The sequence below is a fragment of the Nocardia brasiliensis genome, from assembly GCF_042691675.1.
GTDB classification, from domain to species: Bacteria; Actinomycetota; Actinomycetes; order Mycobacteriales; family Mycobacteriaceae; genus Nocardia; species Nocardia brasiliensis_D.
Map to the genome: position 1 here is coordinate 5,053,380 of NZ_CP170507.1, position 26,368 is coordinate 5,079,747.

Annotated in this window: 25 protein-coding genes and 1 pseudogene; 10 read left to right on the plus strand and 16 right to left on the minus strand. The window is 64.8% G+C overall.

The annotated features are described in order from the left end of the window. Positions 1-80: 80 nt before the first annotated feature. The 4 genes from ACFK0J_RS23130 to ACFK0J_RS23145 all read right to left on the minus strand — a co-directional run bounded on the left by ACFK0J_RS23130 (position 81) and on the right by ACFK0J_RS23145 (position 3,465). On the minus strand, positions 81-461 hold the full coding sequence (locus tag ACFK0J_RS23130; protein WP_378730586.1) for a cupin domain-containing protein: 381 nt from the start codon (positions 459-461) through the stop codon (positions 81-83). 69 nt (positions 462-530) lie between these two features. Then, on the minus strand, positions 531-1,361 hold the full coding sequence (locus ACFK0J_RS23135) for a phosphoenolpyruvate hydrolase family protein (protein ID WP_378730588.1): 831 nt from the start codon (positions 1,359-1,361) through the stop codon (positions 531-533). Beyond that, the gene (locus tag ACFK0J_RS23140; RefSeq protein ID WP_378730590.1) at positions 1,351-2,589 is read right to left on the minus strand and encodes a Tm-1-like ATP-binding domain-containing protein; all 1,239 of its coding nucleotides are present in this window, start codon (positions 2,587-2,589) and stop codon (positions 1,351-1,353) included. The genes ACFK0J_RS23135 and ACFK0J_RS23140 overlap by 11 nt, the downstream gene beginning before the upstream one ends. A gap of 255 nt (positions 2,590-2,844) precedes the next feature. Further along, positions 2,845-3,465 (minus strand): hypothetical protein, encoded by a 621-nt coding sequence (locus ACFK0J_RS23145; RefSeq protein WP_378730592.1) that lies wholly within the window; start codon positions 3,463-3,465, stop codon positions 2,845-2,847. 365 nt (positions 3,466-3,830) lie between these two features. On the opposite strand from ACFK0J_RS23145, the gene ACFK0J_RS23150 reads away from it, so the two are divergent. Beyond that, on the plus strand, positions 3,831-4,472 hold the full coding sequence (locus ACFK0J_RS23150; protein ID WP_378730594.1) for a LysE family translocator: 642 nt from the start codon (positions 3,831-3,833) through the stop codon (positions 4,470-4,472). A 1,142-nt stretch (positions 4,473-5,614) separates the two neighbouring features. Here the strand turns inward: ACFK0J_RS23150 and ACFK0J_RS23155 are convergent. Continuing rightward, a complete protein-coding gene (locus ACFK0J_RS23155; RefSeq protein ID WP_378730596.1) occupies positions 5,615-8,761 on the minus strand; it encodes a hypothetical protein in 3,147 nt (1,048 codons plus the stop codon). 38 nt (positions 8,762-8,799) lie between these two features. Further along, a complete protein-coding gene (locus ACFK0J_RS23160) occupies positions 8,800-8,937 on the minus strand; it encodes a hypothetical protein (RefSeq protein WP_378730598.1) in 138 nt (45 codons plus the stop codon). A 250-nt stretch (positions 8,938-9,187) separates the two neighbouring features. Here ACFK0J_RS23160 and ACFK0J_RS23165 point away from each other — a divergent pair, with 250 nt between their 5' ends. From ACFK0J_RS23165 to ACFK0J_RS23175, 3 genes are read left to right on the plus strand one after another with little or no spacing between them, the layout of a single operon-like run. Continuing rightward, positions 9,188-9,358: a CopG family transcriptional regulator gene (locus tag ACFK0J_RS23165; RefSeq protein WP_378730599.1), complete on the plus strand. Its 171-nt coding sequence runs from the start codon at positions 9,188-9,190 to the stop codon at positions 9,356-9,358. A gap of 1 nt (position 9,359) precedes the next feature. After that, complete coding sequence (locus tag ACFK0J_RS23170) at positions 9,360-9,698, plus strand: VOC family protein (RefSeq protein WP_378730601.1); 339 nt, start codon at positions 9,360-9,362, stop codon at positions 9,696-9,698. Between the two features lie 5 nt (positions 9,699-9,703). Further along, positions 9,704-10,558: a class I SAM-dependent methyltransferase gene (locus ACFK0J_RS23175; RefSeq protein WP_378730603.1), complete on the plus strand. Its 855-nt coding sequence runs from the start codon at positions 9,704-9,706 to the stop codon at positions 10,556-10,558. Between the two features lie 13 nt (positions 10,559-10,571). Here ACFK0J_RS23175 and ACFK0J_RS23180 read toward each other — a convergent pair whose 3' ends face one another. The 5 genes from ACFK0J_RS23180 to ACFK0J_RS23200 all read right to left on the minus strand — a co-directional run bounded on the left by ACFK0J_RS23180 (position 10,572) and on the right by ACFK0J_RS23200 (position 14,548). After that, on the minus strand, positions 10,572-11,333 hold the full coding sequence (locus ACFK0J_RS23180) for a phytanoyl-CoA dioxygenase family protein (protein ID WP_378730605.1): 762 nt from the start codon (positions 11,331-11,333) through the stop codon (positions 10,572-10,574). 247 nt (positions 11,334-11,580) lie between these two features. Beyond that, complete coding sequence (locus tag ACFK0J_RS23185; RefSeq protein WP_378730607.1) at positions 11,581-12,015, minus strand: MerR family transcriptional regulator; 435 nt, start codon at positions 12,013-12,015, stop codon at positions 11,581-11,583. A 433-nt stretch (positions 12,016-12,448) separates the two neighbouring features. Then, entirely contained in the window at positions 12,449-13,033 is a 585-nt protein-coding gene (locus ACFK0J_RS23190) for a hypothetical protein (RefSeq protein WP_378730609.1), read from the minus strand. An 87-nt stretch (positions 13,034-13,120) separates the two neighbouring features. Further along, positions 13,121-13,648 carry an alpha/beta fold hydrolase gene (locus ACFK0J_RS23195; protein ID WP_378730611.1) on the minus strand — a complete coding sequence of 176 codons (528 nt, stop codon included), beginning with the start codon at positions 13,646-13,648 and terminating at the stop codon, positions 13,121-13,123. A gap of 348 nt (positions 13,649-13,996) precedes the next feature. Then, positions 13,997-14,548 carry a hypothetical protein gene (locus ACFK0J_RS23200; RefSeq protein ID WP_378730613.1) on the minus strand — a complete coding sequence of 184 codons (552 nt, stop codon included), beginning with the start codon at positions 14,546-14,548 and terminating at the stop codon, positions 13,997-13,999. A gap of 423 nt (positions 14,549-14,971) precedes the next feature. Between ACFK0J_RS23200 and ACFK0J_RS23205 the strand changes: the two genes are divergently transcribed. Both ACFK0J_RS23205 and ACFK0J_RS23210 read left to right on the plus strand, forming a co-directional pair. Then, positions 14,972-15,415: a DUF4189 domain-containing protein gene (locus ACFK0J_RS23205; protein ID WP_378730615.1), complete on the plus strand. Its 444-nt coding sequence runs from the start codon at positions 14,972-14,974 to the stop codon at positions 15,413-15,415. A gap of 1,090 nt (positions 15,416-16,505) precedes the next feature. Further along, the gene (locus ACFK0J_RS23210) at positions 16,506-18,173 is read left to right on the plus strand and encodes an amidase (RefSeq protein ID WP_378730617.1); all 1,668 of its coding nucleotides are present in this window, start codon (positions 16,506-16,508) and stop codon (positions 18,171-18,173) included. 93 nt (positions 18,174-18,266) lie between these two features. Here the strand turns inward: ACFK0J_RS23210 and ACFK0J_RS23215 are convergent, their stop codons facing one another. Together ACFK0J_RS23215 and ACFK0J_RS23220 are read right to left on the minus strand one after the other, a co-directional pair. After that, the gene (locus ACFK0J_RS23215; protein WP_378730619.1) at positions 18,267-19,718 is read right to left on the minus strand and encodes an amidase; all 1,452 of its coding nucleotides are present in this window, start codon (positions 19,716-19,718) and stop codon (positions 18,267-18,269) included. A gap of 192 nt (positions 19,719-19,910) precedes the next feature. Beyond that, positions 19,911-20,117, minus strand: coding sequence for a hypothetical protein (locus tag ACFK0J_RS23220; RefSeq protein ID WP_378730621.1), 207 nt, complete (start codon positions 20,115-20,117; stop codon positions 19,911-19,913). A 527-nt stretch (positions 20,118-20,644) separates the two neighbouring features. On the opposite strand from ACFK0J_RS23220, the gene ACFK0J_RS23225 reads away from it, so the two are divergent. Beyond that, positions 20,645-21,667 carry a hypothetical protein gene (locus ACFK0J_RS23225; protein ID WP_378730623.1) on the plus strand — a complete coding sequence of 341 codons (1,023 nt, stop codon included), beginning with the start codon at positions 20,645-20,647 and terminating at the stop codon, positions 21,665-21,667. A 255-nt stretch (positions 21,668-21,922) separates the two neighbouring features. Here ACFK0J_RS23225 and ACFK0J_RS23230 read toward each other — a convergent pair whose 3' ends face one another. Next, a complete protein-coding gene (locus tag ACFK0J_RS23230) occupies positions 21,923-22,291 on the minus strand; it encodes a VOC family protein (RefSeq protein ID WP_378730625.1) in 369 nt (122 codons plus the stop codon). Positions 22,292-22,334: 43 nt separating this feature from the next. Here ACFK0J_RS23230 and ACFK0J_RS23235 point away from each other — a divergent pair. Both ACFK0J_RS23235 and ACFK0J_RS23240 read left to right on the plus strand, forming a co-directional pair. Further along, positions 22,335-22,529: pseudogene (locus tag ACFK0J_RS23235) on the plus strand (MarR family transcriptional regulator); the annotation flags it as partial. A 1,028-nt stretch (positions 22,530-23,557) separates the two neighbouring features. Then, positions 23,558-24,097, plus strand: coding sequence for a GNAT family N-acetyltransferase (locus tag ACFK0J_RS23240; RefSeq protein ID WP_378730627.1), 540 nt, complete (start codon positions 23,558-23,560; stop codon positions 24,095-24,097). Positions 24,098-24,301: 204 nt separating this feature from the next. Here ACFK0J_RS23240 and ACFK0J_RS23245 read toward each other — a convergent pair whose 3' ends face one another. After that, a complete protein-coding gene (locus ACFK0J_RS23245; protein ID WP_378730629.1) occupies positions 24,302-25,027 on the minus strand; it encodes a hypothetical protein in 726 nt (241 codons plus the stop codon). Positions 25,028-25,603: 576 nt separating this feature from the next. Between ACFK0J_RS23245 and ACFK0J_RS23250 the strand changes: the two genes are divergently transcribed. Further along, on the plus strand, positions 25,604-25,744 hold the full coding sequence (locus ACFK0J_RS23250) for a hypothetical protein (protein WP_378730631.1): 141 nt from the start codon (positions 25,604-25,606) through the stop codon (positions 25,742-25,744). A gap of 79 nt (positions 25,745-25,823) precedes the next feature. Here ACFK0J_RS23250 and ACFK0J_RS23255 read toward each other — a convergent pair whose 3' ends face one another. Then, a complete protein-coding gene (locus ACFK0J_RS23255; protein WP_378730633.1) occupies positions 25,824-26,024 on the minus strand; it encodes a hypothetical protein in 201 nt (66 codons plus the stop codon). Positions 26,025-26,368 lie beyond the last annotated feature (344 nt).

A 26,368-nucleotide genomic window follows, 5' to 3' on the forward strand; every position in this document is an offset into this window, starting at 1 on the left:
CCAGCGCCGCCCCTGCAGCGGAGCACAGTCGGCCGAACGCGTGGCAAAGCGGATTGAATCGATCCTGACCGACTTCGCCGTTACGAATCTTGTGCCCACGTCGGGAACTCCCCCGGTGCCAGCTCGACGAAATCCGGCAGACCACGAAGGGCGGCCTCGGCGCCACCGGGCGTGTAGGTTGCCACCAGTCGCAGCGGGCGCCACCCGGTGTTGTATGTGGAGTGCAAGGTGCCGCGAGGGATCCATACCGCGTCACCGGCCTTGATGGTGAATTCTTCGCTGTCACCGACTGTTTGGCGTCCCTCGCCGTCCACGACATAGAGGATTTCATCGGAGTCGGGATGGTCGTGGCGGTCATGACCTTTGTTCGGGTTGATCACCACCTCGCCGAGCGTCGACGACGCACCATCGATGATGTCAGGCGTGACATGCCATTTGATCGAGCCCCAGTCGAAAACCATTGTCGCGACAGTGTTCGGATCGCAGTGCATAAGACTCTCCTTCGTCGAGCGTCGCGGGATACTCGCGACTCAGCGGTGGTTGGTGGGGATTTCCTTGAAGGCGCGAAGCTGGTCGGAGATGGCGCGTTCGGTGGGCAGCCGCTCCATCGATGACGCACCGAAGAATCCCGCGACACCGTGGGTGTGCTCGAGGATGTAGCGCACGTCGCCGGGTTCCGCGATCGGGCCGCCATGGCACAACACGTGGATGTCGGGGTCGACCGCCGCGGCCGCATCACGCATCTCCTGCACCCGCACCACCGCCTCGTCCAGAGTGATCGCCGTTGTCGCGCCGATACTGCCCTTCGTCGTCAGGCCCATGTGCGGCACGATGATGTCCGCGCCAGCCTGCGCCATCGCAGTAGCTTGCTCCACGTCGAATACGTAAGGCGCAGTGAGTAACTCGCTCTCGGCTGCCAACTGTATCAGCTCGATTTCGAGATCGAACCCCATACCGGTCTCCTCGAGATTCGCGCGGAAGACACCGTCGATCAAACCGACGGTGGGAAAGTTCTGTACACCGGTGAACCCGATGGCGCGGATCTCGTCGAGGAACCGCGGCATCTGCCGGAACGGATCGGTGCCGCAGACACCGGCGAGGACGGCGGTCTTCTTGACGACGGGGAGCACCTCGGCGGCCATCTCCAGCACGATCGCATTGGCGTCGCCATAGGGCATCAGGCCGGCGAGCGAGCCACGACCGGCCATCCTGAACCGACCCGAGTTGTAGATGATGATGAGGTCGGCCCCACCCATCTCCGCGGACTTGGCCGACAGTCCGGTGCCCGCGCCCGCACCGATCACCGGCTGACCGGCATCGAGTTGGCTGCGAAATCTCGCGAGAGCTTGTTCACGATTCACGTTGTGCGCTCCTGATGAGTCGGTGCAAATGCTCGGCGGCCGCCGTCGCGAACGCCGTGCTGTTGATTTCCTGATCGCTGTCGATCACCTCGACGTGGGTTCCCGCCACCGCTTCGAGTACCGAGTCGATGCACGCCGCGTCCGCCGCGGGGTCCCAGAATGGTCCGCCGTCCACGTCGACCGCGGACAGTCCGCCGCGGGGAACGAACAACGCGGTGGGCCCTGTTGCCGCTGCCAGCTTCCGGCCGAGCAGGTCACCGATCCGGCCCGCTTCGAGGGCACTCGTGCGCATCAACGTGACTGTCTCGTTGTGGACGAGCAAGTGTCGCTCGCGGAACCGCTCCGGCACGGTGTCCTTCGGCCCGAAGTTCACCATGTCCAAGGCACCGAGGCTGACGACCTGCGGAATACCCGCCTTTGCCGCCGCGGTGAGCCGATCAGGCCCGGCGGACAACACCCCGCCGACCACCTCGTCGGCGATCTCCGTGGTGGTGAGGTCGAGGACTCCGACGAAGTGCCCGTCAGCGGCCAGATGCTCCATGGTGCGGCCGCCGGAGCCGGTGGCGTGGAATACCAGAACCTCGTACCCCAGTTCCGCCAACCGGCGTCGAGCCGTATCCACGGCGGGGGTCGTGACGCCGAACATGCTGGCGGCGACAAGCGGCTTGTCCTGGGCCCCATCATGTTTCGATCGCCTTTTCTGATACGCGTCGGCCATTCCCGCTATCGCAGCCGCGGCGTTGCCCAGAACCTGACGGGAAATCGAATTGATCCCTGCCACGTCGACGACGCTGTACATCAGCGTCAGGTCGGTCGTCCCGACGTACGGCGAGACATCCCCACCAGCCATTGTCGAGACCAGCAGCTTCGGCAGGCCAACAGGCAACGCTTGCATGACCGTCGCGGCGATCGAGGAACCTCCGCTACCCCCGAGCGCGAGCACACCACTGAGCCGACCCTGCGCATACCACTGCTTGGCGACGGTAGCGCCGCCGGACGCCATCACGTCGAGCGCGACACCACGGTCACGCCCGCGCCTGAGCCCCGCCAGATCGGCGCCCGCCGCGGCAGCGACCGCTGACGAGTCCACGTCAGCGACGAGGGACGAGGTTCCCAAGACACCGGCGTCGACCAGAACGACGTCCTTGCCACACTCGACTATCAAGTCACGGACATACGCATACTCCTCCCCCTTGGTGTCGAAGGTTCCCAACAGCATGATGGCCATTCGCCGCCCTCCTATCTGTCCACTCATGATGCGGAAGACTCTCGACTCATGATGTTCCTTCACCGTCGTCTAGCGTCAGCCACAGCTTCTTCAGCGAACTCTGATGCGCGAGGAGGCGGCCCCGCGCACGCAGATCAGAACAGCCGAAGGAGTCCTCCGCCTGGCTGATCGGCGGCACAGGCATCCCGACAACCCGGTTACGAACGTCCTGATCTGCCGAGGAGCAGGCGGGAATTCGCGCAGGATCCGATCTGCTCAGTCGACTTTGATCCGCTCACATGTTATGCCGCGAGCCAGGTCGATCATTGCCGTGTCGTATGCCTCGCGGATGTCGCGTCGCATACGGCGTAGCGCCTCCGGATCAAGCTCTCGCCCACCGGAATACGGCCGTAGGTCCAGCCCGGAGTGGTAATTTCCGCCGTGACCGATTGAGGTTTCGGCGAGGACAATGCCGGGGAAGAACTCCTCGAGGTTGTAGTAGTACAGAGCCAAGAGGTCGTGGGCTTGATGCAATCGCAGGAAGGGAGCCAGGTTTTCGGCTGTGCTGCTGGGTGGGACTGCGCGGACGACGCCGAATCGCGCACCCAATACCGTCTGCAGTTCCGCCGCCTCGATAGAGAAGGTCAAGAATTTCTCGTCGAGCGCGGCCAGGATCCTCGACCGCTCCTGAGTTTCGGTAGCCTGTATGAGCTGGCGACGAGTGTGCTGGAGAAACACATACATCCCCTGGCACACGCGGGCCACATCATGTAGCAGCTTGGTGCGTACCTCGAAGCTCTCGCGCCGCCGCTCGTGTCGACGTGACCAACTGGTCGCCGCGATGCTTCCCAATCCCGCGACCAGCAGTGCGGTGGACGACGTTTGGATCAGAGTCACCCAAACTTGCTGGGAGAAGGTCACCGAAAGGCCCCCCGACTCGGTCGTACTGTGCGCAGATCCAGCGTCGCCGACGGCCCAGATCTAGTCAATAGCATGCTTATTCGCCAACAGGGCATGCAAGTTCGACCTGCGACGAACGTCCCGTCATCACTATCGCTACAGGCAGGCAGCCGATTTGGGAACTTCTCACCGGGCACCTGGGACTCGATTCCGGCCGAGACCAAGCCCTACTACCAGTCTCTGAGTAGCCGATTCCAGGAAGTTCAAGTCGGTTCGTCGTCGGTAGCAAACGCGACGGCTAGCAGTCCAGTGCGGCGGAACTGGCTGTCGACAGCGGTGATGGGTGTCCCCGAGGATGAGGCGTGATCGAAACCACGGCGGTGCTGGGAGTGGCCGCGATCGAGCTGGGGATGGTGCTTACGCCGGGGCCGAACATGGTGTACCTGGTATCGCGGACCGTATCGCAGGGGCGGCGCGCGGGTCTGGTTTCGTTGTCGGGCGTGGCGATCGGGTTCATGGTGTATCTCGTGGCCGCCACCGTCGGGATTACCGCGATCTTCGCGGTAGTACCGGGGTTGTATCTAGCCCTGAAGCTGGCCGGCGCAGCGTATCTGGCGTACTTGGCGTGGAAGACGTTGCGCGGCGGGCTCTCGGTATTCGAGCCGTCCGGTCTGCCCGCCGACTCCACGGGCAAACTCTTCACCATGGGGCTGGTCACCAACCTGCTCAATCCCAAGATCGCGATCATCTACATGGCGCTGATCCCGCAGTTCGTGACTGTTGAACACGGGCGAATTTGGTTGCAGAGTCTGCTGCTCGGCTCAGTGCAGATCGGTATCGCGCTGACCGTCAACGGTCTGATCGTGCTGGGTGCCGCCAGTCTCGCCGCGTTCCTGTCCGGCCGACCTTTGTGGCTGCGGGCACAGCGCTGGGTCACCGGCACACTGCTGGGCGCCGTCGCCGTCCTGCTGGCCACCGACCGCACCCGCCCGGTTCCGGCCTAGGTAGTCCGGCGCCGACTGTTCGAAAGCACTTGTTGGGCACGGAAACTGGTGGCTGACGAGATCACCGACGCCACACTGCTGGCGCAGCTCACCGTAAATGCCAAACGTGATGGGGTGCAACAGCTCGTTGGCGGTGCCGTCGTCCAGCACGGTGCCCGAGGCCTACCTAGCCTTATCCACACCCGTGGCGGCGATGACGACGGACGGTGCCTAAGCCTCCACCAGTGTTGGTGCCACCCAAGGGGGTTCGGGCAACCGCTCGGTTCAATCGGATGCCATTGAAGCCGGATGATCGGGGACAACCCCGAGGACTGCTGTGAACAGCCCGAATGTTTATCGCCGTGGGCGGGATCGGCTACCAGCCGGTAGGCATCAAGTCCATCGAGCAACCAGGTGGCAGCCTTGTCTTCCGCGTATTTCGCGATGTAGAGTACGAGTCGCTTTTCTCCGGGTCCGGCAGCGCGGCTCGTCTCCGTGTGGATACCCGACTCAGGAGCAAGGCATGGCATTTCTTGATCGTTGTGAAGCGGGACGTCGGCTCACCGAACGCTTGCGAGCGTTGTCTGGGCACGAGATGGTGGTCCTGGGCCTACCGCGCGGCGGAGTGCCGGTCGGCTCCGGTCGATCCATCCGCGCGCTCGCCGCGGTCGCCGACCACGTCGTCTGCTTGGAGACGCCGCGACTGTTCGGAGCGATCGACCGGTGGTATCAGGCCTCCCCGAAGTCACCGAGCTCGAGGTCGGTGCTCTGCTCGACGGGGCCGCGGACCATCTCCGCAGCCGCTCCCGCGCCGTGTGCCACCCGATCCGATGACCGGGACCGGTGTCCTGTCCGCTCACCGTGGCAGCTGTGTTCTCACTGCAATCGCGCGACCGGGTGTGAGCCCGCCGCGGGCGAAAACCCCAGCTAGCTCCCAATCAGGTGGAAGGAGGTGCGAGATGAGTCCGATGCACGGACGAGGGCCCGACGGTGCGGCCGATAACGAAGGTGTCCAGCAAGACAACCCGTAAGAACAAAGAGCGAGAAGCAGACACGATGTGGCACAACTGAATACAGCCGTACTCGGTGGCCGGCCACGGGAAAGCGGACCGCGACGTGATCCCGACACCCACCCGTGGCCGGAACAAGCTCTGTATGTATTCCTATTGCAGGTCTTCCCATCTCCATTGCTCGGCGCGAGCGCCGTCTGGTTCTCGGCCGAAGCGGAACTGCTCTGCTCGACCTGATAGCGAGAGGAAGAGAGCGAACAAACCGCTCGCAGGCAGCCGGTCGGAGAGCACGTTCGCCTGGTCGTCGGCGCCGAGCTCTCGCAGTTCCCGCAGCAGATCGGCCACTGCCCGCGGCTTGTCGAGGGGGACATGGGCGGCCGGATCACGGGCAAGCAGGGCCTGGATCTGGTCGCCCGCACCACTTTTCCGCAGCTGCCGCAGCAACCAGGCCACCACGACCGGGTCGTCGCGGGGGGCGTGGGCGGCTGCCTGTGCGGCCAGTGCTCGAAGCTGATGGTCTGCAGCTCGCAGCTCCCACAGTTGCCGGGCCATCGCGACCGGGTTGTCGTGGGCGGTGTGGGCGGCTGCCCGCACAGCCAGTGTCTGGACCTGGTCGTCCGCGCCGAGCTCTCGCAGCTCTGCCAGCAGATCGGCCACTGCCTGCGGGTTGTCGAGGGGGACATGGGCGGCCGGATCACGGGCAAGCAATGCCTGGACCTGTTCGCCCGCACCACTATTCCGCAGCTCCCGCAGCAACCAGCCCAGCACGACCGGGTCGTGCTCGGCGGCTGCCCGGGCGGCCAGTGTTCGGACCTGGTCGTCCATGCCGAGTGCTCGTAACTCCCCCGCCAGAGCGGCCACCGCGATCGGGTCATCGAGGGCGACGTGGGCGGCGGGATCACGGGCAAGCAGGGCCCGACTCTGATCGCCCGCGCACAGCGCTCGTAGCTCCCGCAGCAGATCGGCCACTGCCCGCGGCTTGTCGAGGGTGACGTGGACGGCGGGATCACGGGCAAGCAGGGTCTGGACCTGGTCGTCCGCGCCGAGCTCTCGCAGCGCCCGCAGTAGGCTCGCTACCGCGCCCGGGTCGTCATGGACGGCGTGGGCGGCAGCCCATGTGGCCAGTGCGTGAACCTGGTCGCCCACGCCCGAGCGCCGGAGTTCCCATAGCACCCTGGCCACTGCGTCTGTCTTCTCGCGGGCGGCGTGGGCGGTAGCTCGTGCCGCCAGTGCATGAACCTGGTCGTCCGCGCCAGACCTCCGCAGCTCCCGCAGCAGCCTGGCCACCGCCCACGGGTCGTCGTGGGCAACGTGGGCGGCTGCCCGCACAGCCAGTGCCTGGACCTGGTCGTCCGCGCCGAGCTCTCGCAGCTCTGCCAGCAGAACGGCCACTGCCTGCGGCTTGTCGAGGGCGGCTTGCGCGCCGGGATCACGGGCAACCAGTGCCTGGACTTGGTCGTCCGCGCCGAGCTTTCGTAACGACCGCAGCAGATCGGCCACCGCGCCCGGGTTGTCGAGCGGGACATGGGCGGCTGCCCGCGCGGCCAGTGTCCGGGCCTGGTCGTCCGCGCCGAGCTTTCGCAGCTGCCACATCAGCTTGGCCACCGCGACCGTCTCGTTCAGAGCAGCGTGACCGGCAGCCCAAGCGGCGGGCCGCCGGTCGTCGGGGAACACTGTGTGGAGCCGGGTGACGAGCTCGGTCGCAGCAGTGGTGTGGCCGTGGTCGGCAGCGTTTTTCCATAGTTGGGCGGCGTCACGGTACAGCCCGCGCGCCCAAGCGGCCTGCGCGAGCGCGTGTTGGTCGCCGGGGCGGGCGTGCGCGGCAGCAGCTTCCCAGAACCCGATCGGCGGGATTGTGTTCGCACGTTCGCGGCGGCCGTATTGATCGAGGAAGTCGGCGAGCTGATATACCGGTGTGCCCGGTCCGGGTCGGCCGCGCCGATCGGCGGTATGTCCGGTGCGGCGGTCGGTGCGCGAGGGTAGCGGGCGGTCCCTGATCGGGGTGATCGGTCCGCGTGCGCCCTTGCATGGTTCGCCGACTTCGGCCAGCACGAGCGGGAACCAGTTCTCTGCCAACCCATCCCAGGAGCTGTCGCTCATGCGGGCTGCTGCCGCATCATGTAACAGCGAGTGCGGCAGGATATTGCGGTGGCCCAGGCGCACGGCGTCCATCGCAACCTCGATCACCGCTCGCGTCGCCGGTGGCGCGGACTCATAGCGGGCGATCAGCTCCGGTCCACCGGCCAGGTACTGGGTGATCTGCCCGCCCTCGGCGCGTTCGCACGCCTCGCTCAACCGCGGATCGGTAGCGGCCGCGCGCATCGCGGCCAGGTCTTTGCCGACAAAGTTCTCGGGCACCCGGATCAGGGTGCCCTCGAGCAGTTTCGCCACCTGCGAGGTGTGATCGCGACACAGCGTGTTGCAGTGGTCGCGCCAGAGGGTGCCCAACACCAATACCGGGGCCCGCAGCGGGTCTGCCAGCAACTCCCGCAGCCGCCGCGCTAGTCGCTGCGGATCGCCGGAGACGTTATGGCCGAGATAGTTCTGAGTTTCGTTCAACCACACCACGGTATGCGGGCCCACACTCTCGACGGCCTGAACCGCATCGGGGTCCGCGGATTCATCCGGATGCCACCACCGCCATCCGCCGTCTTTCCGCAATGCCGCCAACGCCTCCCACAATGCTCGGGTCTTACCCGTCGAGGATCCGGCCACCAACACCGCCATGCCACTGCGACCACGTCGCGCGGCCTCGATGCGCTCCCCCAACTCGTCGTCATGGTCGCGCCGGACGTACGGCGGCAACGGGTCACGCTCACGGGCCGGGTCCACCGTGATCGACCGATGCACATCGACCCCGACCCCGAACGGGTCGTCGACATCGTCCAGATCCTGCCCGCGAGGCGGCATTTGCACAGTCCGACCGGTTTCGGCTCCCCGCCGCGCGGTGGGCGTGTGGTCGGTGACCCACTCCGCGAACGCGGGCGCCTTCTCCCCGTCTTGCCACAACCGCCGCCAATACCCCGCGTCGAACCGGTTCGAGTCGATGCGCTTGTGCTTCGCCTCGGCAATGCGCCGACAGGCCCGCACGTATTTCGACACCGACACTTCGAAGACGTTCTTGCCGTCTTCGATATTGCGGACGGTGTTCTCGGAGAGGCGTTCATCTGGGCTGCCGCCATCCGATACCTTGGCCAGCTCACTGATCCCGGCGTCCACGCTGCGACGCAGCGCGGTGAGTTCGCGGGCGAGCCGCGAGTTCCCCCGGCCGATGTCACCGATGCGGGTGCTGCTGGTCATCGAAACCATCATCTCCGAACAACGCGCCGAGCGGGCGGCTATGGTGCTGCCGCAACGATGATCGCGACCGCCGCCGCGGTGAGCACGACCACGCACACCACGAACCGCCACATCGCCGCTGAATCGTCCATGGCCTTGCGAACCGTCTGCCCGAGTTGGGACCACATCCCCGTCATCGCCTGCCCTCCGTTCCCTGTGCTGCCGGTATCGAGACCCACTGCAACACACACCGATCCCCAGGTCACGGCGCTTCCCGAACACTGCGGCACATTGCGGAGAACTGAGCCAGGTTGGGAATCCTCGCGGTCGGCACTATCGCAGGGCGACGGGGCTCGTGCGGACGCTGCTTCCGGCGTTCCGTCCGCCGGACTCGCACAGTCGATCTCAGCGCACGGGACTAGCTTGCTAGTATGCTAGCATCGGCTGGTGGGCGACGAGGATGTGAAGCAGTTCAACGTTTACCTGCCGATCGGGCTGATCAAGCAGGTCAAGTTCCGGGCGATCGAGTCGGGAATGTCGCTGTCGGCGCTGGTGGCCGACGCACTGCGCGCCTACCTCGACGACACCCGCCCGGAGTCACCGTCAGGGAAGGATTGATATGAAGACCGAGGGCATCGAGGCCGTGTTCTTGGAGACCCACAACTGGGGCAAGCAGGCCAGGTTTCTACAGGAATTGGGTTTCGAGGTGGAGTTCGAGACCGACCACAATTCCGGCCAGTTTCGTAACGGTGACGGTCCGTACGTCTTCGTGGCCGAGGTCCCACCGACCCAGGACCCGCGGACGCTGCTCGTGGTGAAGGTCGCCGACACGCACGATCGCCCCGGCGATGTCGACATCGTCACCGACTTCGAGGCGACCCACTACGGAACCCAGGAGATGACCGTCCGCGATCCCGACGGGCGGCTGTGGAATCTGCAGGCGCCGGGCAAGGAGTGAGTGCGATGCCGAGCGAGCAGTTGATCGCCCCGGATCACACCGCGGTCCGGGTTGCGCTGTGGCGGGCATTGCATATCCAAATCGACGCGCCCCCTTATGTTTTCGACGACGAGATAGGAATGCGGCTGGCGGCGCCGGAGGACGGCTGGCGAGATCGCCCGGATATGGATCCGCAGATCACCGGCCCGATGCGTGCGGGCGTCGTGTCCCGTGCCCGCTTCATCGAGGATCTGCTCGCCGAACAGGTCGGCCGCGGCGTAGATCAGTACGTTCTCCTCGGTGCCGGACTCGACACCTTCGCGCAGCGCCGACCCGAGTTGGCCGCGCGGCTGACGGTGTTCGAGATCGATCAGCCCGGCGCGCAGGCATGGAAGCGGCAACGCCTCACCGAACTCGGATTCGGCGTTCCGGACCAATTGCGGCTGATACCCGTCGAATTCGAGGTGGACTCGTGGTGGGAGCAATTGACGGCCGCCGGTTTCGACCCCGGCCGCCCGGCGGTCGTGGCATCCGCCGGCGTCTCCATGTATCTCACCCGGGAGGCGAATCTCACTACCCTGCGCCAGCTTTCGACGCTGGCACCCGGTTCCACGCTGGCTATGACGTTCATGCTGCCGCTCGAACTCGTCGATTCCGACGAACAGCGGCTGCGCCGGTTCGCCGAACAGGGCGCCCGCGCATCGGGCACTCCGTTCGTTAGTTTCTTCCGACCCGACGAGATCGTGTCGCTGGCCAAGGACGCGGGTTTCGCTGCAGCCCAGCATATTCCGTCCAGCAAACTGGCCCGCCACTACTTCGCTGGCCGCGCCGACGGGCTGCGGCCCGCGGAATCGGAACAGATCCTGGTAGCGACCACCTGATACGCACTGGCGATTACTGGGTGGTCTGTGCCCGGGGATAGCGCTCGGGGTCGATCGGCTGGCCCGCTTCCATCGGTAGCGGGTCGTGGCCGGGCATGGGTCGGTAGGTGGCTGCGGCATCTGTGAAGGTCACGACGAACGCCAGCCGAATCTGATCGGTGGTGTTGGGGCCGGCCTCGTGCGCGGTGCGGTTGTGGTGGAAGGTGACGCCCCCGGCGCGCAGCGGCACGGTGACCCGTGGACTCCATTGCAGCTGCGGCCAGTGATCGAACAGGTAGGTCCGGAAAGCGTCGCCATCCAGCTCGGACAACTCGACTCGCTGTGGTCCCGGACGGCGGTGTGAGCCGGGCAGGAAGGTCATCGCGCCGCGCTCGACGGGCACGTCCACCAGCGCGATCCAGGCGTTGAAGGTGATCGGCGAGTCCAGGAGGCTGGCGACCAGGTCGTCGTGCAGATGGCTGGGTGTCGTCTCGTGCGGTTGCTTGGCCAGCACCTCACCGCCCCAAATCCGCAACGGGCGGTCGGCAAGGTGTTCGGCGATCGCGCCGAGGCGAGGGTGCAGCGCGAGCTCGCGCAGCGTCTCGTCGCTCTCCCAGGCATCGGTCGTGGTGATCAAACCGACCTGCGCGTTGCGGTCGCCGGGATCGATGATGCGCAGGGCCGCCCGTCGGTATCTGGCTATTTCGCTGTCGGTGAAGAGTTCGGGCAGGACGGTGAAGCCGTCGGTGCGGAACGCGTCAACGGCTCCTCGCACCACAGGTGTAGAGAGTGTCATGGTGTTTCCTGAATGCATTGGGCAGGCAATGAATTGGTGGCGGTGCAGATCGCCGGAGCGATAATGTCGGTGCTCCCCTTGTGCGGTGTTTCCGGCATCCAGCGTGGGGTCTACCCCCGGTGGGAGAGTCAAGGTCGATCACTGTGGGCCGGGCCTTGATCGTGTAGTCCAGGTAGCCGTTCCTCACATCACTACTGCCTGAGTGTGCGCGAATGCCACGGCATGAGTGTGCCGTAGGTGTGAGTAGCTAATCTCGAAGACCGCACCCGCGCGGGTTCCCGGCCCAGCACAGATCGCCGTCGGCCAAGTGGTCGCGATGCTCGGACTCGAACTCATCGATGCGCCCGAGGATCTGCTGGTATTCGTTGATGCGCTGGCGCAGTCGCTGCCGGGAACGCTGGAGCAGTTCGGCGAGCCGGGAGCTGATCGATTGTCCGGCGTCGCTGTCCACGGCGGCAGCTAGGTGGCAGATCTCGGCGATCGTCAAGCCCAGGCCGCGCAGTTCTCCGATGAACCGCACACACCACAACGCGTCGGTGTCGTAGAGCCGGTAACCGACCGGGCTACGGCCGAGGGTGTAGATCAACCCGAGATCGGTGTATTCGCGCAGCGCCTTCACCGAAACGCCACTGCGGCGAGACAATTCACCGATCGTCATCTGCTGCGTACTGGTCCTATCCATCAATGCTTCCTTACCGATCAGCCCGAGTTGTCTGCGCAGCACAACACCTCAGCCGTGGACAGATACGGCACCCAGGCGTGGGCGAGCTGATCCCGCCATACCGAACCGCTTGACTGTGATGATGGCCTTCGTGATGTTCCGGTGGGTCTGATTCTCCGCTCGATTGACACTTCAACGCCAGCATCGGGTGGTTGCCCTGATCGATGGGTGCTGCCGCAGAGCCGCAACAGCACACATGACCGCTTCGACATTGCGGGCTTCTTTGCGTCGTCGGGAGGGCACACTCCTCACCGCTGCCGACAACTCGATTGCGTTGTGTTGGTGAAGGTTCCGTGCGCGACTGCCATTGACACCGTCGAGGGGCCCCGATAGCCACCGTGAAACTCTGCGCACAAAGTCGCACACACGTCCGGCAGCCGGGGCTGGATAGAAGTCAATCCTCGATGCTCTCGGCTGGTCTGCGGAGGTTCATCAGCAGCGCATCGAGGTCTACGGCGGCGCCGTCAGGTGGCGCACCGTGGGACCGCACGTTCGCCAGGACCCACGTGGGCACCACATCGAGATCGCAAACCTCCACGCCGTATCGATCGCTCAACTCTGCTGCGGCTTGGGCGTGCACGCCCGAATCTGGCCACCGCGATGCCGACGTTGCCAATCGCAGCAACTCGATCCGCTCAGCGCGGACCCCGCGCAGGTCGACGAAAACACGTCCGGTGCACGCGACCTCGGCGTAGATCGGCGGATCATGGTCGTGGGCACTGTCGCTGAGGTATCCCGACAACGAGTCCAGTGTCCCCTCGAGCACCGCGTACAGACCACAGCGGCACCCGGGCGCCGGAGCGCGGTGATCCGCGTCGTGACAGGTGGCTTCTATGGTGCGCGAAGGGAAACATTCGAAGTCCGGGTTGTGGATCAGCGGCGCGGACAGCACGAAGCCGCTCGCCGAGCGGCGCACTCGGAACAGCCGCCAGCCGATGAGCGGCCGCGCCTGTGAACACCGCAGCTCTCGCTCCTCCATGGACCCGAGCATGCACGAAGTGTTCCGCGTAGGCCTGTGAAATCGAGCAAGGACATCGAGAGTCAAGGCCGCTGTGCAGAGTTCGGCTCACCGGCAACGGGCACGGGCAGTCAGCAACGTCGATACAACCGCATCCGGGGCAGTCAGCATCGCCAGATGGTGATCGGCATGCTCGAGCACCGCGAAGCCCAAGTCCCGCGCTCGAGCCGCTTGCTCCTGGTACGCCTCACTGAGCACCACATAGGCCGCTGGACCCGACCAGACATCCAGCGACAACGGCTCGGTGAAGTAATCGAAAGCCACACACGGTATCTCAGCGACAAAACACCTTCGCAGCTGATCGTCCGGCAGCATCTCGGCAAGGACCTGCGGTGGGAACCATTCGTGCCAGGGCGGCAACACACCATCTGTCACCATGGCGCGCAACTGTGCGACCAGGGCCTGCGGCATGCGCGCCACCTCCGGCTCACCGGGGTGCGGCAGCGTCGCGTCCACGTACAGCATGGCGCGCACCCGATCGCCGAGAACCGTAGCGATGCCGGGCAATTGCGGCCCGGCGCCGCTGTGCCCGACAAGCACGAGGTCGTTGTCGAGTTCGGACACACTCTGTCGCACCGACTCAGTGATGGCGGGCTGGTACGGCGGACCCCCACGCTCGACTGCACCTGTGAGGTCAGGTACGACCGCGCCATGACCTCGCTCAGCCAGAGTCGCGGCGACCGGACCCCATGTACATCGCCCGACCAACGGACTGTGGACGAGCACGAAAACCTTAGCACCCACAACGACAACGATACGACCGCACGCCCACCTCTCCCCCGGAGCAACAGACCCGACGTACCGTCCGCGAATCCGCCCAGCCTCGATGAGCTTGCCTTCGAGAGCTGTTCGCGATCCAGCCGCGAATGCTCCACTCGGCAAGGAGGTGGCCCCTACCTCGCGCCCGCGTTGTATTCCGGGTTGTCAGTCGGCCGTCAGAGTGCCAGGTCGTTGACCGCGATACGGTATCCATCGGTATCCGGGCTGGAAGACAACGTAGTCGTCACCTAGACCGAGCTCAGCGTGGAGCGCGTCGCACAAAACGAGACCGTCGATCGCCCCGGCGCGCAACTCGTCGATCCGGTCACTTTTGAGCTCGGCGGGATCGATAATGTCTTCGCAGTCCCAGCCGACCAGCGCGGCGATGTATCCATCGAACGTAGCGAGCAGCGTATACAGGCTGTTTCCGAGTTCTGTCAGCTCCGCCGCGGTAAGAGGAAATCTGGGGATCGAACCGTCCAGTGCGACGCCATACCCGACAGCCACCGGCAGCACCGACAACTCGATGTACGGACCATCGGAGCGCAGTATCGGCATGTGCAAGGGTATGCGCCGATCTCCCGCAACCAGCGTCGTTCCCGTTCTACGGCCCGCGCAAGTAAGCAATGCTGATCGAGCCGCGTCGATGTTGTTGCCGAAGTTGACCACCAGTTCGAAGCAGATCGCCACGCTCGCTCCATCTTTCGCGTCGATCAACTCTAACCATTGCCGAGCGATACGCACTGCAAATGCCGCGACCCGCGCGTTCGAGCAGGCAGAAACGTTGGCCCGCAGTTGATCTCGCGAACACGCGCACATGCCGATTATCGTGGGAGGTTCGGGAAAGGCTCATCGGCACCGTTCCGGCACGTCGTTCCCGATCTTCGCGTAGGTCTCGGCGAGCGGTACGACGCGGGTCGACGGCGTCTGAGTCCGCACACTTCCTAGCACTGTGTCGACACGCGACGTGCCGGACAAACTAGGGTCTCGCGGGACCGGTGTCGGTGCACAAGTATTGCGCCCACGCCGGTTTCGCTGGGGGCTATCGCGAGGCGAAACCGCCTCGATGCCATGCCACCTACTAGCCGCGGTCATTTGCGTTTCAGCGGGCTCGGCTCGCAGAGGGAGTACCAGAGACAGATGAATATCAAGCTAGCCGCCGCTGCCACGCTCGCCGTGAGTGCGGCAGCCTTCGGTAATGCCGCGCCGGCGTCGGCATACCCGGTCAATTGGGGCGCCATTGCGTTTTCGCCCGGGGGCGGCAGGCTCGGCTACGCAACCAACTTCCCGACCGAGGACGCCGCTGTGCAAGCAGCCAAGGCGAAATGCGCAGGCGCGAGCTTCGGCTCCGGCAATTTCGGTGCCCAAGATTGTGTAATCCGCGTGACGTTCACCAACGGATGTGCGGCAGTCGCGGAGAGCAATCTCATCTGGCTCAAAATCCGAATCACAGGCTTCGGCAAGGGCGCAACGCCCGAGGAAGCGGAGCGCAACGCAATCGCTGATGTGGACCGCGCCGCCCCTGGCACCGGAAGCGCGGGCTCCAGGACCATCGGCACGATCTGCAACGGGCCGACTGACTGACCGACACCGACCCGCGCGTCCCCGGATCGCAGTGAACCGTCCCGAATCCGGGACGGCACAAAACTATGGCCCGCACTGTAATACCTTGCAGCTTTGTTGCATTCGTGGGGCTACGCGGTCAGGAATACAGTCGCTGACGCGTCGCTTCGAGATCAGCGGCGCGAGGATTCGCGCGAAGACGTGGGAGACAACCGGTTTGGCGAGGCGGCGAGTGTCTCGTTGTGGTTCGGATACCCGACGGCCTTGGTCGGGGACAGCGTCGAGGCCGCCGACGAGAGCAGGCAGTCTCGCTCGATCCAGTCGGGGTGGGGTTCGAATCACCGCGGCGATTGGCGACTGCCTCGGGCGCTGAGCCTGCGGATCGGTCCGATCAGCACTCGGAAGATGGGTCGCACTACGCGTCCGGGGAGGAAGCGGTGTCGTTCTTCCTCGGCGGGGACAGGCGGAGGCGGGTGATGGAGATGTGTGCCGAAGCGCGGAAATCCGTCGACAGCGCGTTGGTCTGGGGGAAGTTTCCTGCCGATCCTCTTTCATTCGGTGCCGTGGCTTTGTCGAAGGGCTTCTCTCACGTCCAGAAACCTCGGTACAGCAGGTAGCAGCCGAACGCCGCGGCCCACCCTCGATCAGGCAGCCCGGGCGATCATGGCATTCGGCGGTATTCAGGACTGCTGCCTGCAACTGCCCGACGTCCCGCCCGAGCGACTACGTACGGCTGCGGTCGGTGCCGCGCTCACGGTGCTCGGCGCGGCGGCATAGCACGGTCGCGCGCTGATTTTTACACGAAATCGGTGCACATGCCGATGTCCTTGGCTGCGCTTGCGGCATTTCAGTGCGTTGCCGATGCTCGAGATGGTCTCCGCCCGTTGATATTTGGGGAGGGTGCCGGGTGGTCGGTCGAACCGCGCGCGGCGTGTGCGGATGTTGCGAGGCAAGCGGCCACCCTCCGGCTAGCGCTACCTCGGGTGGGTAGTCAGCAGGATTCCCGCTGTGCCGGTTCGTCTCGATGATGGTGTCCGAACCTTTTCGTACCTGCCCTGGCGCTCGCGCTCGCCGTACCGCCACGGCTCGCCTTGCCACGATCGGAGAGACGATGTCGCGACCTCGGAAATCGACACTGCCTAGTGCGCTGGCCACGGTGGTGCTGGTGGGCCTGGCAACAGCGTGTGATCCCGGTGCTGGTACTAACTCCAGCGCGACGAGTGAACCGCCCCCTACCGCGTCGAGCACGGCTGCACCGAACGCTGCCCCATCGACGGTGGGCGGGCTGGATCTGGAACGCGTCACGATCATCGATCTCCAGCACGCCATGGACGCCGGCAGGTTGACGTCTGAACAACTGACCGGGGCCTATCTGAAGCGGATCGAAAGTCTCAATCCCCTTCTGCACGCTGTGATCACGGTGAATCCGGATGCGGTCGCGATCGCGCGCGACAGCGATGACAGGCGCCGCGCACAGCGGTCGCGTGGCCCACTGGAGGGCATCCCGGTCCTGGTCAAAGACAACATCGACACCGCCGACAAGCAGCCGACTACCGCCGGCTCGTCGGCGCTGCGCACAGCCGAGCCCGCCACCGACGCTTTCCTCGTCGGTCGATTGCGTGCGGCCGGAGCGGTGATCGTGGGCAAGGCGAACCTCTCCGAGTGGGCAAACTTTCGCTCCACCAACCAGATCGCCGGCTGGAGTGCCACCGGCGGACAAACTCGCAATCCGTATGTCCTCGACCGCAGCCCGTGTGGATCCTCCAGCGGGTCCGCCGTGGCCGCCGCTGCCGCTCTTGCGGCGGTAACGATCGGCACCGAGACCGACGGGTCGATCGTGTGCCCGGCAAGTGCGACGTCGACGGTCGGCATCAAACCGACGGTGGGTCTGGTCAGCCGCAGCGGCATCGTGCCGATCACCTTGCGCCACGACACCGCCGGACCGATCGCGCGCAACGTCGCCGATGCCGCACTGACCCTGTCGGCTATCTACGGTGTCGATCCCAACGATCCCGACACTGCCGTCGCCCAGGACATGCTGCCCACCGACTACCGGTCCCTGCTCGACCCGAACTCACTGCGCGGCAAGCGAATCGGCGTGTGGCGTACCGGACGTGTCGGGATAGACCCCGATGTGGACCGGGTCTTCGATGCGACCGTGGCGCGGCTGCGTGCCTCGGGCGCTGTCGTCGTCGACGACATCGAGGTCCCCAACCCCGACGAGGTGGTGACCCGCGACCTGCTACCGGCCGTCTTGACCGAGTTCAAACACGACCTGAACGCCTACCTCGCCGCCACCCCCGGCGAGCACCCGAAGGACCTGGCCGGACTGATCGACTACAACCGCCGCCACGCCGACACCGAACTGGCCGGTTTCGGCCAAGAACTGTTCGAGATGGCCGACCAGACCGACGGCGACCTGACCGATCCGACCTACCGTGCGCACCGGCAAGCCGCGACCGATCAAGCCCGGCGAGCCATCGACGATGCGCTGACCCGAGACCGGCTCGATGCGATCGTCACCCCGACCGAGGGACCAGCCCCGAAACTCGAATATCAGGGCGGCGGAACATCATTCGCCAGTTCCACGCGCAACTCCGCGATGGCCGGGTACCCGATCGCCACCGTGCCCGCCGGATATGCCCGCGATACGCTGCCGCTCGGCCTGTCCTTCATCGGAACACGGTTCAGCGACGCACAATTGATCGCCTACGCCTACGCGTACGAGCAGGCGACACCGGTTCGCAAGGCTCCGGACTATCTGCCGACCCTGCCCTGAACAACACCGCCACAACCCACCGACGCGATCACGCGAGCCGCACTACGCCGACAATTTTCGGCGCTGCCATAGGTGGACACCCGGTGGTGCGCGTCAGCTCGGTGCCTGGAAGCCGCCGATCTTCTGTTCGAGCAGTTCGGCCAGCCGCAGTGGGGTGCGGTCCTCGAACATCGGACCGATGAGCTGCACTCCTACCGGCAGCCCCTCGGGCGACCGCCCTGCGGGTATCGCGGTGGCGGGCAGGCCCGGCATGGTGGCCACACCGGCCCAGACGAGCTGGTCGAAGTACGGGTACTCGACGCCGTCGATGTCGATGTGCCGGTTCTCCAGACTGCCGTTGTGGTCGTGCGGGAAGGCGGGAGTGGGCGTGATCGGGCACACCACGGCATCGAATTCGGCGAAGAGCTGCCGCCAGCTGTGGCGGTGGAGTTCGCGACGGTTGTTCGCCTCGACCCAGTCGCGGTGGCTGAGCACCATGCCGCGCAGCCGCGCCGCATCGAGACTCCGGTCGCCCGCGCTCAGGGCGGCGGCCTGGGTCCGCAGCTGTTCGTACACGTCGACGGAAAGACCCGCGGCGGCGTTCGACAGCATCAGCAGCATGTAGAGCGTCGCCGCTTCGGTCAGATCGGGCAGCAGCGGACTATGCCGTTCGACGCGGGCGCCCGCGTCGACGAGCGCCTCGGCGACCCGGTGCACGCCCGCCCGCACCGCCGATCCGGTCGGAATGAGCGGATGGTCCTCGATGATCAGGACGCGGAAGTCCGACAGCCGCTCGTGGCGCGCGGGTGGCAGTGCGACGTCGTAGGCGACGCCGTGGGTCAGCGGGTCCGGCCCGGCCATCACATCGAGCAACAGCGCCAGGTCGCGGGCGGTACGCGCCATCGGGCCGACGACGGCGAGGTCGAGGTCGACCGGCAAGGCCGGCGCGGGCGGCGCGACCATGCCGCGGGTCGGCGCCAGCCCGAGGGTCGGCTTGTGCGCGTAGACACCGCAGAAATGCGCCGGAGTGCGCAGCGAACCGGCGAGGTCGGAGCCGATGGACAGCGCGCCGAATCCGCACGCCAGGGCCGCCGCCGATCCGCCGGAGGATCCACCCGACGTGCGGCCGTGATCCCACGGATTGTTGGTGGTGCCGTAGATCTCGTTGAAGCTCTGGATATCTCGCAGCATCACCGGCACATTGGTCTTACCGAGCACCACCGCGCCCGCGGCCTCGAGCCGCGACACCTGTACCGCGTCCTCGGCCGGGATGTAGTTCGCGTGCTGCGGCATGCCCCAGGTCGTGGGCAGCCCGGCCATGTTGTAGGACTCCTTCACCGTCACCGGAATACCGAGCATCGGTTGCTCCTCGCCACGGGCGCGCGCCGCATCGGCCGAGCGTGCCGCAGCCCGCGCACGGTCGAAGTCCGGCACACAGATCGCGTTGATCACCTTGTCGTCGCGCTCGATACGAGCGATCGCCTCCTCGGTCAATTCCACCGAGGTCACCTCACCGGCCCGCAACGCCGCCAACAGTTCTTCCGCCGACTGAAGATTCCATTCCATGAATCCGACGCTATCGGCGCGCCGGAGAAGCCATAAAATGCCGATTCACACAACGGGAAAATCGAACAGGCCGCCGAAGTCACGCACTCGTTCTGCCTTCGTAGAAGGTTTGCCCAGGTCGCAGGGTCGACGATGGACCAACTCCACTGGCCCAAGCCATGAAATGGCGCTTTGTGCAACGGGATAGATGTCTCAATGCTCATCATGCTCCTCGCCGGTGTCGGCCTGGAAGTTCAGGAGACCTTCATCGGACACCCGCGCGTACTTCACGAAGCTGCGAACCGACGTATGCGCGGACAACTTCATCAAATCGACATGAGCACCGATTGCGTAGTCGATGCCGCAGCCGTCCGCCCGGCAGCGGCATGTGCGTGCGTCCTGTGATTCAGCCGCCGCCATGCCGGGGCAAGCGGTCGGCAGCGGTTGATGGACCGTGCGCCACGCAGATATCGTTGCGTGCTCCCGGTTGACGTGGTGCCATTACCGCGAACCGAAACGTAGTGCAAGACAGTACATTTGATGTCAGCTTTGCGCTGATTCAGGAATGCCGGACGTCGGTACGCCGGGATAGATTGGGTGGTGCCAACTGGCCCGGCGCTCCCTGGCCGAGTCTATTGCGCTGAACTTCCCGACTCGACGAAAAACCGGTAAACCTCGTGCCCGTCGCAGAACTGAACAACCAGACGTCCCGGCAGATCGGTGGTGGCCCCCGCGGGGCCTGGGCCGTTTATGCCATCGCGGCCGTAATCGGCCTGCTCGCACCACTGACAGTGACCAATTCCTGCGATTACCTGCTGTGCCGAGAAGCGCAGGTGCCCGTCGCACCCGCGGTGACCTTGGTCGGCGTCCTCATCGTTCTGGTCGCGACCGGCGTGATGATGGCAAGGTCTCAGGGTCGGCCGCGGTTCAATCGGGCACTGATCGCGTTGGCAGGCGTCGTGTTGACCTGCTGCGGCAGTTGGGCATTGATGGCTGTACCGCTATGGGATAAGCGACCGGCTCTAAGCCGAGAGTCTGCGGAAATCGAAGCCGCTCTCGGTCGGATGCCCGGAGTCCACACGATTTCGATCAATACCCACGATACGTTCGCAGCTGTAGTCGTACTGACCGAGGAAGCGTCGGCAGAGCAGACCAAGGCAGTGGTCCAGGCTTTCCGCGACCGGACGACCGGGTCGAACTTCCGTCCGTGGGAGATCGACATCGAGGTTCGGCGCGGTGGTACCAACAGCACCTTCAAAGTGGGTAAAGAAGGGTTCGACCAAGCACCGGATCGCGCTGCACGCTGGTTCGCCCTGCACGAGGCCTTCCCCCGCGCTGAGGTGAAGTGGACAAACCACACGTGGGCATCCTTCTTCTGGATCGGGCAGGCCGACAATTACAAAAACGGCGATGTCGGGATAGGTAATATTTCGCTGAAGCTGTTGAACACGAACGGCTTCAACGCAGTCGACGAAACGTACCGGCGCCTGATACGGGAGTTTCCCGATCTCGCCGGGGCTCGATGGGATGTCGGCGATCTGACCGGGACTCGATGGAATCGCGGTGCCTCGGCCCCCGGAAGTGGATCCCTGGCGACGACCAACCGGTACCCGACCGAGCTCGAACTCTCCGTCTGGAACCGACTCACCCAAGACCAGAACGTCCCCCACGCCGTCCTGATGAATCCCGTCCTCGGTGTCATAGTGCGGCCGCAGTCACCCGATCTCCGCACCATGGAACTGCTGGCCGAGAAGCATCTCCCGATCGTCGCGGAGTTGGGTGAGTCTGTCCGCTACATGGCCGTCGACAACGTCACCCCCTACGTCGGCAACCCCATCACGCCGCTCCACTACACCACCACCGGAAATCCCAAGGGGCCACTGCACATCACCATCGGTGGATGCACATCCCGTGACTACACACCCAGCGCGGCCGAGCAGCAGCTCGCGGATCGGTATGAGAAGTGCTGACCGACTAGCGAACACGCACTGGCCAATTGGAATTGGCACGCGTGGCGGCCGATCGGTTCGATCAATTCGTCGACCAACATCCTGAACCCGCAGGCATTACCGCGTGTTCGTTCGTTGTGGGCTCTGGTCGAGCCGCTGCTGCCTCGGTCCAGTCCACGTGATCACCCTGGGTGAACAAACGTCGCCCGAATTTCCGAGTCTCGGGCGCAACCGCGGTCTTCGGGGAATGGTGATCGTCCGGTGGCGTTCGGCCTGTCAGGCGCGGTCGTGGAGTGTGACCTGGTAGCCGTCGGGGTCGGCGAAGGTGAATGTCCGGCCGAAGGGGCCGTCGATCGGTGCGGAGACGATGGTGTGACCGTCGGCGACGAGAGCATCGTGGATGGCCTGGACATCTGTGGCGTGGAGCCAGATCGCGGCACCGATGCCGGGCTGGGCAACCGAGGCGAGATCGGTGCCGGGAACGATGTCGCGGAGTGCGAACGCGATCGGCTCGGTCTCGAAGACCACGGCGTGCGGCGGTCCGGCCGGCGAGCGGACCAGGCCGAGGTACTGCTCGTAGAACGCCTGCGAAGCGTCGAGGTCGCGCGCTTGAAGCGAGAGGAAGTCCGGGCCGGTGGCGGGCATGATGATGCTCCTTCATTCGTGTCAGTCTTCTGACACGGACCCGCAGGCACCCGTCGGAAAGGTTCTGCCCACCCGGCTCACCCCCCGCGGCCGACGCAGCCTCGAAAAGGCGACCGTAGCGGTCCGGTCCGTCGAGGTCAGAATGCTGGCCGGTATGACCGAGACCGAGCAGGCAGACGCGTTCCGGATCCTGCAAAACATGATCCACAACCTGCGCGAAGGCAACGACGGCGCATAGCTCGTCCCCCGCGCACATCTCGCCGCGCCCGGATAGAAGTGCACTGACCATGATCAAACCTCGAGCAGCGGTCCGCATTTCGAACCGATCGAGCCGGCCCGTCTTTCTATGCCGATTCCAGCACGTCGGGCACCGTAAATCGGAGGAAATACCGGGTTGGCTCTGCTGTAGTGACCAGGTGATCAAGATGCAGGCAGTCGTCGAGGTGCCGAACTCTCGATTTCGAGCCACCACAGCCGTGGCCGGTCGCTTCGGCCGAACCGTATTCATGGATGCCGATCGATGGTGGTTGCTCGGACGCCGAAGTCGGGTTGTTCGTGAGCGGGCTGTCTAGTGGGCTCGAGGTCGCCCAACCGGGTAGCCGAGAGGATGTGGTGGCGAGCTTGCTGGCCGCGGAGGCCCTTATCCAGTGTGGGGGCCTGCGGTTGACCGACACAGTCGGTGGGCGGTGGTGGTGCCGGGATGTTGTGCCGGGCTCGAGGATTGGCGAGCATGGGCCGGTACGCTCACGGGCACATCGCCGTGGCTGGGCCATGACCCGACCCCCGAAGTCGAGATCGGGGTCGACGAGCTAAGCGTGTGGCAGGACAGCGGTGCGAACCGCCGCGCCGCGGAAAGTGTCGTGGTGGCGCGCTCTTTGTTGCCGACTCTGCTGAACGGCGCGCACCGGGACTTGGTCGAATTCCTGTCGCGTGTGCAGACCTGGACTGAACGTAATGGGTTGGGAGCTATGGAACCGCCCTTGTCGAGGTCATCGACCGCGACTTCGACGTGACGGCTCCATTGAGGCTCCCGGCCAATTGAAGCCGCCATGGCAGACTCAGGTCCGCGTGTTGGTGATGGGCTGCGGAACATCCTGTCAGGCCGCGACCGCGCGTTGCTCGGCTGTCCAAACCGGTTGGCTGACAGCACTTCCCAACCCCCGCCATTGCCAAGTTGCGGATGCTTGTGGCCGCCAGGTTTGCTGCAGCAGCACAGGACATCTGGTTGTGCCCACCCGGGCGGCGTCACGTTCTACGATCTCGGATATGGGGGAATCCAGCTCGACAATGGAAACGACTCGAACCGCCAGGTGGTTGTTACGCCGTCCGACCATTGCGGATATCGATGCGATCTTCACGATCCACAACGATCCACTCACCTGCATCCACAACCCTTCGGATGCGCTGACCGAGCGGGAGCAGGCGCAGCAGCTCTTTGCTCGCTGGGATGATCAGTGGCAGCGCCACGGATACGGCTACTGGGTCGTGCTGCGACATAGTGCGGCAGAGCCTGTCGGGTTCTGCGGCGTCAAGCCAATGGAACTGTACAGAACACCGGTGCTCAACCGCTTCTGCCGCTTCGCGCCCGCAGCATGGGGGCGAGGTTACGCAGGCGAGACTATGGCCGCCGTCGTTGCTCGGGTGTCCCAACACGTTCCCCACGTGCCATTGATAGCCCGAATTCGACCGGACAACATCGCATCTCAGCGTTTGGCCCTGCGCGCAGGACTGACCCGTGCACAACACCTCGACAGCCCCGGCTATGACGGCTTGGACTGGATCTACACAACGGAGACGCCGGAGTGATCCACAACGCAATCGGCCATCTCCCATACCGCGACCCGCGGTCCGAAATGGCCACGCGGCGGCCCCGAAGATCAACGGGCTAAGTACATCCCAGCCGCCCGAACGCACTGAACTGCCGATATCCGCACGCGGTTCTTTGTCTTCAGTGCCGAGCAGCCACTTGACGCGACGAGATCCCCGCTGTTCGTGGAGGTCTCGTACCAGTCATGATGGCGGACGCACGAGCTGTGTTACCTGCATCCGGTCGGCATCGAAGTGTGCCGTGATTTCCCGGCCGCGCGCATCGATGATGCTGATCGTGTTGTTTCCCGCGAAGGACACACGCTGTGGACATCGCTGACCTTCAGGCGCTATCCACACATCGGTCTGCCTGCTGAAGAGGCCGCCGCGCTCCCGCAGCCGGACGGCGCAGAGGGTGTCGATCATGGCGTCCACATAGTGCGTGACGGCCTCGTGACGACCGTCTGAGCTCACCTCGACGGCCACGGTCTTCCTGTCATCCGAATCAAAGGCTGCCCACAACATTGTCAGCGGTACGAGAGGCACCACCGCCAGCACCAGCACGGCGGCGGGCACAAGCCAATCCCGCGTGCGCCGCCAACCCATCCTCGGTCCAAGGACAACCAGCGCCGCCAGCCCGATCAAACACACCGGAAAAGCCCAAACGGGGACATCCTGAAACCGATAGAAGCGGCCCGACGACCAGATCGCAGGTGCTGCCGCGAGGGCCGTCACCACCAGCGCGGCGACCGCGAGCAGCCAGGCAATCCGCCATCGGCGCGGCACCCTATCCGTCGCGCGCCCGTGCCCACTCGGCGCGGGAATCGTCTCGTCAGCCGTCTGCTTTGTCAACGATCGGCCCAACTCGTGCAATCCGTACTCGGCTCCGGCAGCCGAACTCACCGCCAGCCTATCGGCGTCGTCCGCCACACCCGATCTCGGTGAATTGTCATCTGTTTCGCGATCACCACATCCCACGCGGCCCCCAGTTCGCGTAATGCGGGCGACGAACCGAACGTCCGGAAATGCCGCTGGGCGCTCGTTGGTCAACTGTCCGAAAACTGGCTCGGATCGATTGGGGTGGCACGGACCTTTGCTCGCAGCCATAGGGCTGCGGAGAGGTACTCGCACGGGGGCGACGCGGCTCCAGGCCTGATCACGAAGTGTGGGCCAGATCCCAGGATTGGTGAACAGAGCCACGTGTCCCGGCGAAACGCCGCATTGTCCTGCCGCCGGGGTGCCGGAGCCAGGTTGGTGGTGATTCCCCGACCTCAAGGGAGTGACTGAAGGCTGCTGACATCCTGATGTCGCTGCACCGCTGACATTTTCATCTCGCCTCTCAGGCGCTGAGCTACAGGGTTTCTCGATTGATGTCAGTAGGTTCCCAATAGATGTCAGTTGTGACGACAGGTTTGGCGTGTTCACTTGCAAGTTCTATCTGACCGATGACCGGTTCTTCGGGGCTGTGGCGTTGCTGATTGCCGTCTCACTGATCGGGTTTATCGTGTGGCTCTGGTCAATCCCTCCGGGATCGGTCCAGCCGACGTGGTGGTCGTGTCGATCTGGGCCGCGCTGTCGTTCGGCGTATTCGCCGCCATCATCCGGGATGCCTACCACGCCCACGCCACCTCTGTTGGCGGCGACTGATGTCGGCCGTTCTGGGAAGGGGTTGAGCACACCGGTTGTCTGGTGGCGGTCATTGGGATCCCGGGAGACAACTGCGACACTAGTACCATTCCGTGTACCACGACCAGACGAGCCAGACGAGCGCGGCGAGCCGCAGCACGACGAATAGGCCACCGAATTCCAAGCCCGTCAGTAGTGAAATCGCCGCGGCGACGGCGGCGACCACAATCAGCAGCCCCAGCAGGGTGCTGAAGATAAAAGCAAGAGCCACGACGCCGACAATCGCCAGAAAGACGAACACAACCGCTTCCATACTCGGTGTACCGAAACGAACTTTCCCCGCGATACGAGGCGATCGTCTGCACCCGCGTTGAATACATGCCCGGGCAGGGCTGCTCACGCCCGAAGCAGCTTGGCTCGAGGGATCTCCACTGCATCACCACGTGGATGATCCGTAGCCGCTGGCCAGCGAACGCCCCCAGCTCACGCCCGAATTATCAACCGGCCCTGCCGCAACCACCGCAACGGAGATCGCGTGAAACGTGCTGATCCACAGGCCTTGACGATATCTCGGGCTCAGCGGAGCCAGAAGCCTGGTTCCCGGGGCTTGTGCGTCAGGCGGATCGTGTGACTGCGCTGTTATGC

Coding starts and splice junctions, on each gene's coding strand:
- ACFK0J_RS23190 (WP_378730609.1), bottom strand. CDS start 13,033: ATGGAGGAGCGAGAGCTGCGGTGTTCACAGGCGCGGCCGCTCATCGGC.
- ACFK0J_RS23170 (WP_378730601.1), top strand. CDS start 9,360: ATGAAGACCGAGGGCATCGAGGCCGTGTTCTTGGAGACCCACAACTGG.
- ACFK0J_RS23155 (WP_378730596.1), bottom strand. CDS start 8,761: ATGACCAGCAGCACCCGCATCGGTGACATCGGCCGGGGGAACTCGCGG.
- ACFK0J_RS23220 (WP_378730621.1), bottom strand. CDS start 20,117: ATGGCGGCGGCTGAATCACAGGACGCACGCACATGCCGCTGCCGGGCG.
- ACFK0J_RS23205 (WP_378730615.1), top strand. CDS start 14,972: ATGAATATCAAGCTAGCCGCCGCTGCCACGCTCGCCGTGAGTGCGGCA.
- ACFK0J_RS23240 (WP_378730627.1), top strand. CDS start 23,558: ATGGGGGAATCCAGCTCGACAATGGAAACGACTCGAACCGCCAGGTGG.
- ACFK0J_RS23185 (WP_378730607.1), bottom strand. CDS start 12,015: ATGGATAGGACCAGTACGCAGCAGATGACGATCGGTGAATTGTCTCGC.
- ACFK0J_RS23140 (WP_378730590.1), bottom strand. CDS start 2,589: ATGGCCATCATGCTGTTGGGAACCTTCGACACCAAGGGGGAGGAGTAT.
- ACFK0J_RS23130 (WP_378730586.1), bottom strand. CDS start 461: ATGGTTTTCGACTGGGGCTCGATCAAATGGCATGTCACGCCTGACATC.
- ACFK0J_RS23215 (WP_378730619.1), bottom strand. CDS start 19,718: ATGGAATGGAATCTTCAGTCGGCGGAAGAACTGTTGGCGGCGTTGCGG.
- ACFK0J_RS23210 (WP_378730617.1), top strand. CDS start 16,506: ATGTCGCGACCTCGGAAATCGACACTGCCTAGTGCGCTGGCCACGGTG.
- ACFK0J_RS23230 (WP_378730625.1), bottom strand. CDS start 22,291: ATGCCCGCCACCGGCCCGGACTTCCTCTCGCTTCAAGCGCGCGACCTC.
- ACFK0J_RS23175 (WP_378730603.1), top strand. CDS start 9,704: ATGCCGAGCGAGCAGTTGATCGCCCCGGATCACACCGCGGTCCGGGTT.
- ACFK0J_RS23180 (WP_378730605.1), bottom strand. CDS start 11,333: ATGACACTCTCTACACCTGTGGTGCGAGGAGCCGTTGACGCGTTCCGC.
- ACFK0J_RS23160 (WP_378730598.1), bottom strand. CDS start 8,937: ATGACGGGGATGTGGTCCCAACTCGGGCAGACGGTTCGCAAGGCCATG.